The sequence below is a fragment of the Treponema sp. genome (assembly GCF_052169735.1).
Classification (GTDB): Bacteria; Spirochaetota; Spirochaetia; order Treponematales; family Treponemataceae; genus Treponema.
This window is the reverse complement of the sequence record NZ_JBQNBW010000006.1, coordinates 1-15,378: the sequence shown is the minus strand read 5'-3', so window position 1 is coordinate 15,378 and position 15,378 is coordinate 1. Positions and strand designations below refer to the sequence as shown.

Sequence of the window (15,378 nt, the reverse complement as noted above, 5' to 3'; positions counted from 1 at the left end):
CAGAAACATAAGGTTCAGAATAGGTTTACTAATCGGTTACAGAGTGAAGCCATTTACCCGATCGGATCCGCCACAAGCCTAACAGCAGTTTGAGCGGTTCTTCACTAAATAAACAGATGTACACAACCCACGGCGGCAGTGCTGTATGGGTAGATACAAAGAAGGCAAGCGGAATAGCGATGAGCCACATGATAAAGGTATCGCAGATCATACCAAAGCGGGTATCTCCTCCAGCCCGCAATAAGCCGATGAGAATGCACATATTACATGCTTTGAGCGGATAACAACAAGCCAACACAGTAAAAAGGTTCTCTACAGTTGCTAAAACGACCGGTTCCACGTTAAAAATAAACGGCACCAGATAGGAAATCGGGATAAGGGCTGCTCCGACAAAGACAGCAACCACCGGAATAAACAAAAGTACCTTTCCTGCGTACAGCCGTGCATCATCAGACCTGCGCTCCCCTATTTTTTTCCCAATCAGCACACTAATACCATTTCCAAATCCAATAAAAATAACCCAGGTCAGCTGAGAAATGGTATTTGTGATATTAAATGCCGCATAAGAAAAGGTATTCATGCCGGCAAATATCTTATGGTGAAATGTAATACCGAACGACCACAGCGATTCATTTAACAGCACCGGCATTACCACTAAAAAATATATCTTGAGAAACTTTGCGTCAAAATTGAAGTGGTTTTTTAGGGATCCCAAAACGGGATATTTCCGGTACTTTGTAATAGCAAAGGTAATACCGACTTCAGCACAGCGGGCGGCAACCGTCGCAATCGCAGCCCCTTTGACTCCCAATGCCGGCGCTCCGAAAAGACCAAAAATCAAAATAGCATTCAGTACTGTATTCACAATAATAGAAACCAAGGTTGAACCAACAGCAACCTTTACTTTTTCAATAGCTCGGAGGGTAATCATCAGCATAAAATTGATTGCAAACGGTAAAAAACATAATGCCGATATCCTCAGATACGCTATCCCGGTGTCAATAACCGCACGGTCTTTTGTATACAGCGATAAAATTCTTTCCGGCATACTGATACAGCAGACAGTAAATACCAGAGCAAAAAATACGGCAACAATCAGCGAGATTCCAAATGTTTTTTGAACACCCTTAAAATCCTTCTTTCCCCAAAATTGTGCCGTAAACACCATACTGCCCGACCCAATCCCGTATAAAATGAGATTCAATAAAAAAAAGAGCTGGTTACCCAAACCGACGGCGGCAAGCTCTATAGTACCGAGTTTACCGATCATCACAGTATCGAGAATATTAACAAAGGCACTCAAAAAATTCTGGAGCATTATAGGCAGCGCTATCACTGACACAGTTTTTAGAAACTGCCTATCAAAAAATACCGACTTCAGCCGCGCACTCACTGTCATAATAGAAAGTAAGTATAAAGGAAAACACAAGGAAAAGCAATCTTCTATAGCGAGCAGTAAGAGGCAAGACAGCCGTAAGGCTTTAAAAGCTTCGGAATGCGTACCAAAGCATTATACACCTAATAACGTATAAATATCTTCATGACATTTTTCATCAAAGTAGTGTTTCAAATATATAAATTGTTTCCATTTTTCTACTGAATACTGATTGATGCCGTTTCTTATTGCAACATCAATCAAACGGACTTCTAATACACAAAAACCATCGGCTGCACCAATTGCATCACAAAGCTGTATCAGTCTATCATAATCATCATATTCTACCGTCTGTAATCGGTGCTCTAAGCACTGTATCTTATCCGGCGGTAAATCAAAGGCACCATTATAGGATGCTATGTTTTTGATAGGAAATGAATGAGTAAGGCAAACTTTTGCAACATCAAAATATCCAAGCGCTTCCATGTACATCATTCCATCATATACATGTTTTATATGTCCAACACCGAATCTTCGCCCGATATCATGCAATAGTCCCAAAATATACGCTGTCTGACTATCTAAATATACTATCTTTTCAGCTATGCACGCAGCAGCCCTTGCTACATTATAAGAATGCGCACCCCATTTTCCGGGATTTAACTTCAAGGATTCTTCCAATAAGTACTGTGCGTAGTTTTTTGTTAACGGCTGCATCATGTTTGTTTAGTTTTCCATTGATGTAACGATTTCTTCTGCCAATGTTTCCAATGCAGCTTGGGGGCTGCTGTTAAAGACATCAACAGACTGAATTGCCGCTTGGATAAAACGGGAAAATACTGCATAGTGTTCCAGCTCTTCAACACTACAGCTGCCGGTATGTAAAGCTGCTTGCAAAAATGAGATAACCGATTCTAAAAAAAGCGTATACACACAGTGCGGTTTCCCATTGTGTATGAGTTTGAGTACGGCAGCAAGACTCGGCTCAACAGAAGAGACACCGCCAAAGCCGCTGTTTAGCATCTCGGTCAAAACGGGAAGCGACGGACGATTTTCGCGCTCCATGCGCTGCACGCAATAACCCCACAGCAATGCAGCGGCTTCCTTCAGCTGCTCGGCTGAGACCGGCAAAAAGCTCCGCAGATAGGTCATAATACGAGGCTGCTGATCTGGGGGCAGACTTGCACAAAACGATGTATCTCTAAAAACCCGCTCTATAACCGCTTGCTGATGCACTGCTTCCCGTTCAGTGAACGTATAGGGACGAACACGAGATAAAATAGTCGGAATGATAGCAGCACGCCTCGTTGTAGTTAAAATAAAGACCGCGTATTCAGGAGGCTCTTCCAAAATTTTCAAAAAAGCATTCCGTGCAGCTTCCTGCATCCTATCAGCATTTTCGACAATCAATACCTTCTTTTTACCGGTAGGCATCAGGCGTACCCATGCAGATGCTTTCCGAACTTGATTAACGGGTAAGGAGTCATACAAACACTCATCTTGGAGTTTTCCGCATAGATCGATAATCTTTCCTGTCTGCTTTTCCAGTTTTTTTTCATCTTCGGCTGACCATGCTGTAATTTGATCATAATATTCCAGTAAACCGGAAAGCTCTTCATCGAGTTCAGCAAGAAGCGGCGCCGCCTTCAAAAAACGCGATTCATCGGTATCCCATAGACGGGCATCAAAACGGCTTGTCAGCTTGCGCACAGCCCGGGCAAAAAGGTAACGGGCTGCCGGTGTTTTATGTGTGCAGAGGACACGGGCAGCAGCCTTTGTTTCCAGCACGGTATCGCGTGTTCCCATGATCAAAAGATCAGCGGAGGCTAAATCCTTATGCCGTTTACAAGAGCCGCACATACAAGTCCAGCTGCCGTCTCCTTCACACGAAAGAACACGGGCAGTTTCAAGCGCTGTAGTAAGTTTTGCACTTGCATCAGGCCCGATAAAAAGAAGGGCGGGAGCAAGATTATTCCGCTTTATCGCTTCACATAAAAGATTGGTAGCGGGCTGACCGAGGACGTTTTCAAACATAAAACCGGAAACTCCTTGCTTTATCAAACCTGCTTGGAAACTTCCGTTTCCGGACAGGTCTATTCTCTATGATTTAGAGAATACCGCTCCCCTTGATCATATAGAGAACATCATCAACCCCAATGGGAAAGGGAGCTATTGCCCGCACAATGATGCTTTTTGAAAATAGATCATCCAAAGTGAAAAAAGGCTGCAGCTGTAAAATTGCAAGCAGAATAACAACAATAATATATGCCTCAAAAATACCGAGAAAGAAGCCTAAGGCATGATCAAGGCTTGCTAAAATCTGATTTTTGAATACGGCAGCAATCAGCATTTGAATCAGTTTGGTTACCAGAAATACGGAGATAAATATGATAAAAAATGCGATTATCTGCCGTAGGGCTGGAGACATACCGGTCAAAGGAAGGAGCTTTGCAAACGGACGGAAAAAGAGGATTCCGAGACCAAGTCCCGCTAAAAAGGCAGCAAGCGAAAAAAATTCTGCAACAAAGCCCCGCATACATACCTTAATCACTATAACAGCTGCAATAATAAGCAGCATAATATCGAATGCACTGAGTTTCATCATTATACCCACTGTTCTAAAAGATGCGCAATTTTGGCTGCCGGTTTATCACCAGCCAAAGCTGCAGAAGCCTGTGCCATAGCACGCAGCTGATCAGGATGCTCCACCAGCTGTGTCAGCTTTTCGCAGAGAACAGCCGGGACAGCATCACGAGAAGAAAGTACTAGAGCGGCTCCTTCCTGGGCAAAAAAAGCAGCGTTTTCAATCTGATCACCGCGACTGCTGCCTTTTTCAAGCGGAATAAGGATAAGCGGTTTTCCAGCAGCGGCAGCTTCCCAAATAGTATTTGCTCCCGACCGCGCCAGTACGAGATCAGCCGCAGCAAGCACATCCGGCATTTGTGAACCGATAAACGGAAAAGCACGGTACTGGCCGCTTAATTCGGGGTGATCTTGAGCCAAGCGTGCTGCAATATTTTCTCCCTGTAAACGGTGCTGAGCGCCTGTTTGATGCACTACAAAAAAATGCTCGGCTAAAAAAGAAATAGTTTGCTCTATCAGCAGGTTAATTTGCAGAGCGCCGAGACTCCCCCCTTGCACAAATAGGATGGGTTTATCCCCTGAATAGCGGATAAACGCTTTGCCCGCTTCAGAATTTGCTGCATAAAACTGCATCCTCACCGGATTACCGGTAACCGTAATCTTTTTTTGGAGCGCTGCCGGAAAAAACGACGCGGTTTTTGCGTATGACACAAAGATACGTGATGCAAAGCGTGTATTGATTTTGGTGGCAAGTCCCGGAGAAAAATCACACTCATGCGTGATAACCGGGATTTTTAAGAGCCGCGCAGCTGCACATGGAGGCACGGAGACAAAGCCCCCCTTTGAAAAAAGACAATCAGGCTTGAGCTTTAATAGGATAATCAGCGATGCGAAAAAACCGCCGATGATTTTAAACACATCAACGAGATTCTGAAAACTGAAATAGCGGCGAAGTTTTCCCGCTGGTATTCCATAAAAAGGAATGCCGGCGCTGCGCACATAGCTTTGATCGGTGCCGTTATTGGAACCGATCCAGAAAAGAGCAACACGGCGCTCCTGCTGCAGCACCTCTGCAACGGCAATTCCGGGAAAAATATGCCCCCCCGTTCCGCCGCCGGTAAACACAATACGATTCATATACGGCTGAGTATATCAAAAACACTCCAAGCATACAACGGTAGCAAGAGTACAAACTAGCTACCAAAGACCGATCGCTTCCGGCAGCAGCAGGCAGTTTTTTTGAGGGCTTAATTATCGAGACAGGCAATGCCCGGCAGAGTTTTACCTTCCAAGAATTCAAGAGATGCACCGCCGCCCGTGGAAACATGGCTCATTTTATCAGCAAGATGAAACTTATTGACTGCTGCCACAGAATCTCCACCGCCTACTACAGTAACAGCGCCTTTTCCGGTTGCTTCTGCAACAAGATGTGCTACTGCCTCGGTGCCGTGCGCGAAGGATTCAAATTCAAACACACCGACGGGTCCATTCCATACAATGGATTTTGCGCTGAGGATTTCAGCTTTGTAGAGTTCCAGCGTCTTGGGTCCGACATCCATACCCATAAGGGTATCGGGAATATCGCAGCCGTCTATTGCTACGGGTTTTGCATCGGCAGCAAAGGTTTCAGCACAGAGATGGTCAACCGGTAAAATGATTTTCACATTTTTTGCCTTGGCATCGGACAACAGTTTTTTTGCAGTGTCGATAAAATCATCTTCTACCAAAGACTTTCCGATTGAATGTCCTTGAGCTTTTAAGAAGGTATATGCCATACCGCCGCCGATAATCAAGGCAGCAGCATTTTTTAGCAGGCTATCCAACACCGCAATTTTTGATGAAACCTTTGCTCCGCCGATAATCGCAACCATCGGTTTTGGAGGATTGGTTACCATCGGTTCAATATAGCGTACCTCTTTTTCCATCAAGAAACCGGCAACCTTTACCTTCATAAATTGAGCGATGGTTGCAGTAGAGGCATGCGCACGGTGTGCTGTTCCAAAGGCATCATTCACGTAGACATCACCGTAGGAAGCAAGCTCGTTGGCAAGTATCTCCTGCTCTGCCGAGTCTTTTGCTGTTTCCTCCGGGTGAAACCGTGTGTTTTCCAGCATTAAGATACCGCCTTCAGGCAGAGAATCAACACAAACCTTTTGCCCCTTGCAGGAATCTGCGAGCTGCACCGGTTTTCCCAACAGCTTTTCAAGATACAGCGCAACCGGCTTCATCTTGTGCTTGCCGGCAATATAGGCATCTTTATCAAAGGGTTTGCCGTCTTTTGCCGCTTTTTCAGCAGCTTTTTTTGAATCTTTTGCAGGGTCGCCCAGGTGGCTCATCAGCACCAATGACCGCGGTTTTTGCTCTAAAATATAGGTAATTGTCGGAAGAGCCGCTACAATTCGCGTATCATCCTGTACAACACCGTCTTTCATCGGTACGTTAAAATCTACCCGCATGATAACACGCTTGCCATGCAGATCTACATCTTTCACTGTTTTAACCATAGTATTCCTCCATAGTGAATGGCTTTTGAAAAAGTTTTTCCATGCTTTCGTGAGAGCAGCCCGTAACACAGCCTTCCGAGTCCCGTAATTGCCGCGCTGCCGCATCGACACACTAGCCCTATTCGATAACTGCGTTTTCGAATAGGGCGACGAGTTCTAAATCGCACAAATAGCACGATTTAGAACATCGCATTTCAAGGTACCCTGTTCAGAAACGGAAGTGTCCGAACAGGTTTACTACTATACCATATCCTGAATAAAACTAAAAGGTACGATTAGATTCCGATCAGGACAATCCCACTAGAAATATCACATACAGTTCCTACCATAGTATACTAGCCGCTATCTAGCATATTTTTTGAAATTGTAATATATGACTAAAAACTGTTATTTTTAAAAGTTTTGCCATTTTATGATCACGGTTATAAAAAATTGTTATTAGGAGGATTTATCATGAAAAAGTATATCACCGGTGTTCTCATTATTATTATTGGCTTGCTGCTATTATTTGCTCCCTTCGGTTTTACACACGTGTGCTTTCCCAAAACTGACGGCAGCTTTATGAAGTGCCATTGGATGGGAGAAGCCGTCCGGATGCTCGGAGGACTGACTGCAGCACTCGGTATTATCTTTGTACTTATTCAAAAATCGAGGATAGGTCTTGCATTTGCACATATCGGCATTGGTATTTGCCTACTATTATTGACAACGGTTGTAATCGGGACCTGTAAGAATCCTGCGATGCACTGCAATGTTTATACAAAACCAACCGTAATGTTGCTTGCATCTGCGCTGATTATCATCAATAGTCTTTATCTCTTTTTGCATAGAAGAGAACTATTCTAACAAAACAGCTGCATTTTAAGTCTTTTGTAAATACACGTACATCTGCGTTACCGCTTTGCAAAAGACTTACAGCTTCTTTCTATTTCAAAACAAGTAGGCTAACGCATCACACGCGCATTTTTTAGTTTCACGCAAGAATCGCTGGTGAGCAACATACATCCCTGCATACACTGTCCCATCTAAATCAAAACCATAATCACAAAGTATACAAAATCGAACACTAAACTAAATTGAAATTGCACACTTGACTTTTGAAGGGGGGGGGGGGTATTATGGAAGAAAGTTTATTCTTTAAGAGCGTCATGCAAATGATTCGGTTACTTGCTTCGATTAATCGGAATTGTATGCAGCCTCACAAAGAAATGATAAGGAGTATCACTATGAAAATGCGAAACCTGTTACGAAGCATTCCCTTCCTGCTTCTTATGATGTCGGGATTAAGCCTTGTGCTGAATTGTAAAGGGCCCGCTTCCAATTCCACCCCAACTTTCTACACGGTAAGCTTTGACGCGCAAGACGGCTCTACGGTAGAGTCGCTTACGGTAGAACACGGTAAAACAATTGAAAAACCGACTGATCCGATAAAGGCTTCTTTTACCTTCAGCGGCTGGTATAAAGAAAGAGAATGTACAACGCCGTGGAACTTTACAACCGATACCGTTACCGCAGACATTACATTGTATGCAAAATGGACGCCGATTCCTCCTGCAACCGTTACCGTAACATTTACGGTGAAAGGCGGGAATGGTACACTTACAGCAAAAGCCGGTAATACGGAATTGACATCACCCGCATCGGTAAAAAAAGATACCGATGTTGCCTTTACACCCACCCCGAGCACCGGGTACGAAGTTGATTATTTATTGATTAACGGAGAAAAAAAATCCGGTACAACCGTTACGGTAAAAGCTGATAAAAATATAACGGCAATAGTTAAATTTAAAACACAAGGCGCTCCGGAAACACAACTTTTCACTGTTGATTATAAAGCCGAACCTGCCGCAGGCGGTTCAATAAGTGCAAAATATTCAGACGGTACGGCCTTTAGTTCTGGAGGAAAAATAGAAACAGGAACAAATCTTGTGTTTACCGCCGAACCGAATAGCGGATATGATATTTCTACATGGACAGGGGCAGCAGCGAGCCCTGATAAGAAGACTGCAACGCTCACTGTAACAGCAAACAGTTCGGTAACGGTAATGTTTATAAAACAATATGCGGCAAACCAATATACGGTAAACTTTGACACGCAAGGAGGCTCTACGGTAGCTTCTGTCAAAGTAGAACATGGTAAAGCAGTTACGAAACCGGCTGATCCGGTAAAAGCTTCTTTTACTTTCGGCGGCTGGTATAAAGAAAGAGAATGTACAACGCGGTGGAACTTTGCGACCGATACCGTTACTGCTGATATTACGCTGTATGCAAAATGGCAAACTACGTCAATTACCATTCACTTTGATCATAGCAAAATGTGGTGCTGGAAGCCTGGTGGAACTCTCGGTTCCGAAATTCACCCCGGCACCCAAGTTCAGGAAGGTGACGCGCTGGAGTTTATTGCGACACCGTCTACAGGACAGCAGGTTGACGCGTGGAAGATCGGTACCAAGGAACAGCCTGTAACAGGGCAGCGGTTTTATTACATCGTAAAGGCTCAGGATGCGGAACACGGCTTGCTCACCATTGACTATACGACAAAACCAGCAGCGAAAGGAATTGTTCAATTTGATAAGAGCAAAATGACTTGCACGCAAAACGATCACCCCATTGCCCCCGGTGCCCAAGTTTATGAAAATGACGAGCTGATCTTTACGCCGATACTGTCTAGCGGACAGGAGATTGACAAGTGGACGGTCAACGATAATATGAAAGAAAACGAGCGACCGCATTATTTTAGCTTTTATTACACCGTACGGGCTGCAGACCTACAGAGCGGCAGTCTTAAAATTGACTATACACTAAAATAAGCTGCGTAGGCGATCATACACACCTATTACTTCAAAAGCACGCGGGCGGGCTTCGGTGAATGCTGAAGCCCGCCCGTATATGTGCGCAACAGCAGCCGTACCGGTCTAATTTCCCGTTATTGCATTACCAAGTTCCCCTCAGCACTTATACGCTGCGTTCTTGGCGTCTCTAAGGCGAATTTATAGAAAAAACATGATTATCTGCTGATTTTCTTAGCCATTTTGCCATCCGTGCTGTATATACAAGCTATATGAAGCATGGAGGTGTGAATGACACAAAAACCTTTTGAAGAACTAACTATTTCCGATGATTTCATGTTCTGCAAGGTTATGGAATATGAGCCTATTTGTAGAGAATTTCTTGAAATGCTTTTTAGTGCTAAGATCGAGAAAATTACGTATCTATCGTCTCAGAACACCGTTACAGCCAATTCCGGAGCAAAAACCGTCCGGCTGGATGTACTGGTAAAAGACGGTTCGGATACATCCTACGATATTGAGATGTCGTTCTCCGCTAGACATCCGTGTCTAGCGGAGAACACGAGTTTTGCCATTCGGCAAAACGTCGCTGCTGCTTGAAATCACCGCCATCCTTGGCGGTACTGAAACGGAGTTGTGTAAAAAGCATACCTGCTCAGCTTTTATTTTAGAATAAGCTTTAGAACCACGGCGGGTTCTTAGGGTGAAACCCTAAGTCGCCATTTTTCTTTAGATGGGGTCGTAGGGGAAGACCTTTCTTTTTATCGAAAAAAAAGAAAGGTCTTCCCCTGATTTTCTCTTACAAGATGGAACTAAAAAGATTATACTAAATGCGGGTGCATTTAAAGAAACAGGTAATAAAGAATTACAAGGCTTTTTACTGTACGTAAAAACAGGCAAAGTAACGACAGCATATACAGGGAGGATAGAACAGATGATACAAACCGTAAAACGCAACGAACAACTGAGGAAAGAATACCATATATTACCGGCAGTATTGATGGATGCCTTTGATGAAGGTGAAGCACGCGGCTCCCGCCAAGCAAAGCTTGAAACAGCGCGGTTGATGAAGCAAGCCAATTGTGAAATACCGTTTATCGAAAAAATGACCGGCCTTAGCCAAGCAGAAGTGGAAGCGCTAAAATAATGGGGAATGGAGCGCAATCCATCGCGTACTGACAAGATGGCAGTGGTTCCAAACAGTATCGAGTTTTCCGCATTTTTCTTATTCCGCATCTCCGCCGTCGAGGTCAAGCTCTCCGCTCATAGACGTTTCCGAAGCGGACGGCACAATATCGTCTTCATCCTCTCGCGCAACAGCATCCAAACCGATGAGCAGATCGGGGCTTTCAATATCAAGAATTTTAACACCCTGTGCGGCGCGCCCCATCACATTGATGGAAGAAACTTGCACACGGATAGTCTTTCCCTGCCCGGTGATGCAGACAATTTCGTCATCATCGGCAACTGCAAGCAGCCCGACAACCTCGCCGGTTTTTTCAGTAATAGTATACACCTTTTGCCCGCCGGTACCGCGCCCATGCGGAGAAAACTCGGAAAAGTCAACCCGCTTGCCGTAGCCGTTCTCGCTCATCACGAGAAGTCTGCCGTCATTCACACGGAGCGCTCCGGTCAGCTCATCCCCGCCGGACAGCCGAATACCAATAACACCATGCGAAGCACGTCCTTGATCGCGTATTTCGGTTTCGGAAACACGGAGCGCCTGCCCCTGCCGGGTTACCAGCATCAGCTCATCTTTACCGGTCGTAAGGATTGCACTCACCAGCTTATCCCCTTCATCCAGCTTAATCGCGATAATACCGCGGGTTTTGGCATTCTGGAAGCTATCGGTCTGCACCTTCTTCACAATACCGCCTGCTGTCGCCATCAGTAGGTATGTGTCACTACTAAACTCTTTTAAGGACACAATCGTGGTAATTTCCTCGTCGGAAGATACGGCGAGCAACGATTTGATATGAGAACCACGGCTTGAGCGGCTCGATTCGGGGATTTCGTGTACCTTAACCCAGTACGCCTTCCCCTCATTGGTGATAAACATAATGTAGTCGTGCGTAGAAGCGGTGAAAATCTGATCGATAAAGTCATCTTCAACCAAGGCTGCCGAGTTGGAACCCTTGCCGCCGCGGTTCTGCCGCTTGTAGGCGGTAACCGGCACCCGCTTGATGTAGCCGAGATTGGAAACCAGCACTACCATCTGCTCTTTTTTGATGAGGTCTTCGATGTTAATCTCTTCTACCTCATCGCTGACAATATCGGTACGGCGGTCGTCGCCGAATTTTTCTGCAAGCTCAGAGGTTTCCTGCTTAATAAGCGCAAGAATCTTTTCAGGATGCGCTAAGAGGTCTTTCAAATGCTCAATCAGCAGTTCAAGCTCCCGCAATTCCTTGCGGAGGTCTTCAATTTCGAGGCTGGTGAGGCGCTTGAGCTGCATATCAACGATGGCCTGCGCCTGTATGTCGTCAAACGAGAACCGCTCCATCAATGCATTTTTCGCTGTTGCCGTATCGCGGGAGCCGCGGATAATCTTAATCACCTCATCAATGTTGTCGATGGCGACGATAAGAGCGCGTAAAATATGGGCGCGCTCTTCAGCTTTTTTGAGGTCGAAGCGGACGCGGCGGGTAACAACCTCCTGCCGGTGCGCAACAAAGTAGCCGACCAGCTGCTTGAGCGTCAGCGTTTGCGGACGCCCATCCACCAACGCAAGGTTGATAACGCCGAAGGAGGACTGGAGCGCCGTCTTGGAAAAGAGCTGGTTCAGCACCACCTTTGCGATTGCTCCCCGCTTCAGCTCGATAACCAGCCGTAAGCCGGCGCGGTCTGAGGTTTCATCGTTGACTGCTGCAATCCCTTCTATCACTTTTTCACGGGCAAGGTCGCCAATCTTCGCAACGAGCGCCGTGGTGTTTACCTGATAAGGCACTTCGGTAAAGATAATCGTTTCCTTGCCCTTTTTATCAACCTCGATATTGAACCTGCCGCGGACTAAAATCTTCCCGCGTCCGGTTTTAAACGCCTGCCGGATGCCCTTTTTACCAAAGATAATGCCGCCGGTCGGAAAGTCAGGTCCCTTAATATACTTGGCAAGCTCATCAATGGTAATATCAGGATTGTCGATATAGGCGGATACCGCTTGAGCAATTTCGCGTAGGTTGTGCGGCGGCATATTGGTTGCCATACCGACGGCAATACCGCTTGAACCATTCGCCAATAGGAACGGAAATTTGCCCGGCAGAACGGTTGGCTCCTGCGTAGAATCATCAAAGTTCGGAATAAAATCAACGGTATCTTTTTTGATATCCTCTACCATCGACTCTGCAAGCCGTGCCATCTTTGCTTCCGTATAACGGTAGGCTGCAGGCGGGTCGCCGCCGATGGTACCAAAGTTTCCTTGCGGATGGATTACCGGATACCGAAGGGAAAAATCCTGCCCCAAGCGGACAAGTGCATCATATACGGAGGCATCGCCGTGCGGATGGTAACTTCCCAGTACATCACCGACAATCTTAGCGCATTTGCGCGTCGGTCCCGAATAGCGCAAACTCTTCTCTTCCATTGAATAGAGGATTCTGCGGTGTACCGGCTTCAAGCCATCCCGCACATCAGGCAGGGCACGGCTCACAATAACCGACATCGAATAGTCTATATATGCACGTTTTACTTCAGTTTCAATCGGAATGGGGATTAATACCCCGCCTTCCGGCGTTTTTATCTCTTCCACGGTTCAGGATTCCTTACAGACTGTTGTTGATAAACCAAAAATTCGCCTCATTATACTATGATATGCTGAAAAAGTAAAGGCAGCGGGAAATCCGAAACCATCAGTGCTCAAAAGCTCATGCTAGGGATCACCTGTTGCTTTTTAGCAGCAGGTTCTATACACTACCGGCTACTTATGGCGAATCCAAAGCTCTTTAGAACAATTGATAAGGCTGTATCAGAATATAACATGATAGAACCCGGTGATAGAATACTCATTGCTGCATCAGGCGGAAAAGATTCAACAGCTCTTGCCGAGTACTTTGCTGCACGGCTTCAACGAAAACATCCCGTATTTGAAGCAGCAGCTCTGCATATTGCAACAGATATAGGCTCGCCTTTTGCACCGGCACTGGCAGATCGTTTTCGCGACTGGGGAATAGATGTAACAATTAAAACAATTTCCGTACTAGAACGGCTAAAGGCAGGAAAAAAAATGAACTGCTGGTGGTGCTCAAGTCAGCGCAGACTCGAACTCAGCAGATATGCTCAGGAACATCAATTTAATAAGATTGCGCTTGGGCATCATCTGGATGATATACTGGAAACAGTTCTGATGAATGCCCTCACCAAGGGAGAGCTGGCAGCAATGCCGCCGGTGCTCACGTTCGAAAAGTTTCCGGTTACCTTTATCCGCCCGCTATGTCTTGCAGACATTCCTATGATTGTCCGCCATGCTGAAATGCAGGGGTATATCTCTTCTACCTGCACTTGCAATTATCAGGCAAATTCAGGCAGAAAGAGCGCCCGCTCCCGGCTTGAGGCACTCACCGGCGGCAGCTATGAACTCAAGCGCAAGTTCTTCGATGCGCTACGGAACATCAATACCGAGTATTTGCCCTAACGGAAACTGCCGTTTGGTGACAACAGATTATCTTGAAATGCGATGTTCTCAATCGAACTCTTTGTGCGATTGAGAACTCGTCAACTTGTTCAAAAACGCAGTTATCGAACAAATTGAACGCGGCGGTGAATTTAGCATTGCCGCGTCCGCAAAACCTTACCGTGAAATTTGTGCTGCAGCTCCGATTGTCCGGTGCCGCTCTTCCCACGGGGACGCTACACGATTTACATCGGAAACAACAAGGAAACAGCGTGTTGCCTTATTGAACCAGCTTTTATTGTTTTCGTCCTTCCGCAGTATATACTGACATTTTTTTCCATCGGTAGAAAACACCCGGCATCCGTTTACCGGCAGTCCAGCCGGATCAATCATCGAACCGGAGTCGCGGTAGTATTCTTCATCAGGAATGTCAAAATAAAAGTAAGCATTTTTTACCCGTTCATCGTTGATGGAAAAAATAATTTCAATTGTTTCAGTATCGCGGGAAACAGATTGAATAACCGGAAATTCAAGTGCGGCTTGTTCACCGGCAGCTTGTACAACCGGTACCACCATCGGAACGATCTTTTTTGTAGTGTTGCCCGCACTGGCACTTGAGTCGATAGTGATCGTTTGACCGCCAATACCGGTAACATTCAGTTCCTTCTCAAAAGGCTTTTGTCCTGCAAGGGTGATCGACACAAACCATTTTCCTAAAGAAACGGCCCCTTCCCCATCTCCTGCTGCAAGATGCTTAAAGGTCAACAGTTTGTTTTTGGTATCAATTTCCATTAAAGTCTGTGCAGTTTCCGCATCGAGACTCCAGATATCGGTGGGCGAGAAAAAAGCTGCTTCTTGGAAATCCTTAGCTGTTAACTCTCCCTTGTACTGCGCAAGAATGGTAACAAACATCTTTCCGCTGCCCTTATACTGCTTGGATACAAAAGAAACATCTGCTTGCTCAATCATCCACGAGGCATCAACAATCTGTGCCGAAGCAATATATGGAGCCTCTTCTTTCTGCACAGTCTCCTGAGTCTTTGTGTTTACGGCATCAGACATTGCAGCATTCTGGCGTGATGCATCTTGCTCCTGCGCCGTATTTTTTGTGTCAGCCTTCACGGTATCTTTTTTAGCAGTTTCTTTTTTCACTGTTTCTTTCTTTGTAGTGTCAGCCTTAGCCGTGTCCTTCTTAGCGGTGTCTTTCTTTACCGTCTCTTTTTTGGCGGTATCAGCTTTTACTGTCTCTTTCTTTCCGATGTCTTTCTTGGCAGCCTCAGCTTTAGCCGTGTCCTTTTTATCGGTTTCTTTCTTTACCGTCTCTTTTTTAGCAGTATCAGCTTTTACTGTCTCTTTCTTTCCGATGTCTTTTTTAGCCGTCTCAGCCTTTGCCGTGTCCTTTTTAGCGGTTTCTTTCTTTACCGTCTCTTTTTTGGCTGTATCAGCTTTTACTGTCTCTTTCTTTCCGATGTCTTTTTTAGCCGTCTCAGCCTTTGCCGTGTCCTTTTTAGCGGTTTCTTTCTT

General features: G+C 45.5%; 11 protein-coding genes and 1 pseudogene. 4 read left to right on the top strand and 8 right to left on the bottom strand.

Features of this window, described 5'->3' with window-relative positions; translation table 11 throughout:
- Positions 1–28: 28 nt before the first annotated feature.
- From ACTTJ8_RS01900 to ACTTJ8_RS01875, 6 genes are all read right to left on the bottom strand, one after another.
- Entirely contained in the window at positions 29–1,399 is a 1,371-nt protein-coding gene (locus ACTTJ8_RS01900; protein WP_442720170.1) for an MATE family efflux transporter, read from the bottom strand.
- 111 nt (positions 1,400–1,510) lie between these two features.
- On the bottom strand, positions 1,511–2,095 hold the full coding sequence (locus ACTTJ8_RS01895; protein WP_442720169.1) for an HD domain-containing protein: 585 nt from the start codon (positions 2,093–2,095) through the stop codon (positions 1,511–1,513).
- Positions 2,096–2,101: 6 nt separating this feature from the next.
- Complete coding sequence (locus ACTTJ8_RS01890; RefSeq protein WP_442720168.1) at positions 2,102–3,409, bottom strand: hypothetical protein; 1,308 nt, start codon at positions 3,407–3,409, stop codon at positions 2,102–2,104.
- A gap of 73 nt (positions 3,410–3,482) precedes the next feature.
- The gene (locus tag ACTTJ8_RS01885) at positions 3,483–3,980 is read right to left on the bottom strand and encodes a CvpA family protein (RefSeq protein ID WP_442720167.1); all 498 of its coding nucleotides are present in this window, start codon (positions 3,978–3,980) and stop codon (positions 3,483–3,485) included.
- Complete coding sequence (gene murG / locus ACTTJ8_RS01880) at positions 3,980–5,095, bottom strand: undecaprenyldiphospho-muramoylpentapeptide beta-N-acetylglucosaminyltransferase (protein ID WP_442718386.1); 1,116 nt, start codon at positions 5,093–5,095, stop codon at positions 3,980–3,982. Before murG ends, ACTTJ8_RS01885 begins: the two co-directional genes overlap by 1 nt.
- Before the next feature lie 110 nt (positions 5,096–5,205).
- Positions 5,206–6,462 (bottom strand): phosphoglycerate kinase, encoded by a 1,257-nt coding sequence (locus ACTTJ8_RS01875; RefSeq protein ID WP_442720166.1) that lies wholly within the window; start codon positions 6,460–6,462, stop codon positions 5,206–5,208.
- A gap of 453 nt (positions 6,463–6,915) precedes the next feature.
- Here ACTTJ8_RS01875 and ACTTJ8_RS01870 point away from each other — a divergent pair, with 453 nt between their 5' ends.
- The 3 genes and pseudogenes from ACTTJ8_RS01870 (at position 6,916) to ACTTJ8_RS01860 (ending at position 10,398) form a co-directional block, all read left to right on the top strand.
- Entirely contained in the window at positions 6,916–7,308 is a 393-nt protein-coding gene (locus ACTTJ8_RS01870) for a DUF4418 family protein (RefSeq protein ID WP_442720165.1), read from the top strand.
- Between the two features lie 380 nt (positions 7,309–7,688).
- Positions 7,689–9,272 carry an InlB B-repeat-containing protein gene (locus ACTTJ8_RS01865; protein ID WP_442720164.1) on the top strand — a complete coding sequence of 528 codons (1,584 nt, stop codon included), beginning with the start codon at positions 7,689–7,691 and terminating at the stop codon, positions 9,270–9,272.
- 270 nt (positions 9,273–9,542) lie between these two features.
- Positions 9,543–10,398, top strand: a pseudogene (locus ACTTJ8_RS01860) (nuclease/transposase family protein).
- A 78-nt stretch (positions 10,399–10,476) separates the two neighbouring features.
- On the opposite strand, the gene gyrA reads toward ACTTJ8_RS01860, so the two are convergent.
- Entirely contained in the window at positions 10,477–12,993 is a 2,517-nt protein-coding gene (gene gyrA / locus ACTTJ8_RS01855; protein ID WP_442720163.1) for a DNA topoisomerase (ATP-hydrolyzing) subunit A, read from the bottom strand.
- A 174-nt stretch (positions 12,994–13,167) separates the two neighbouring features.
- Here gyrA and ACTTJ8_RS01850 point away from each other — a divergent pair, with 174 nt between their 5' ends.
- Positions 13,168–13,875, top strand: coding sequence for a tRNA 2-thiocytidine biosynthesis TtcA family protein (locus ACTTJ8_RS01850; RefSeq protein WP_442715476.1), 708 nt, complete (start codon positions 13,168–13,170; stop codon positions 13,873–13,875).
- A gap of 156 nt (positions 13,876–14,031) precedes the next feature.
- Here the strand turns inward: ACTTJ8_RS01850 and ACTTJ8_RS01845 are convergent.
- Positions 14,032–15,378, bottom strand: a 1,347-nt coding sequence (locus ACTTJ8_RS01845) for a hypothetical protein (protein WP_442720162.1), incomplete at its 5' end; no start/stop codon positions are given.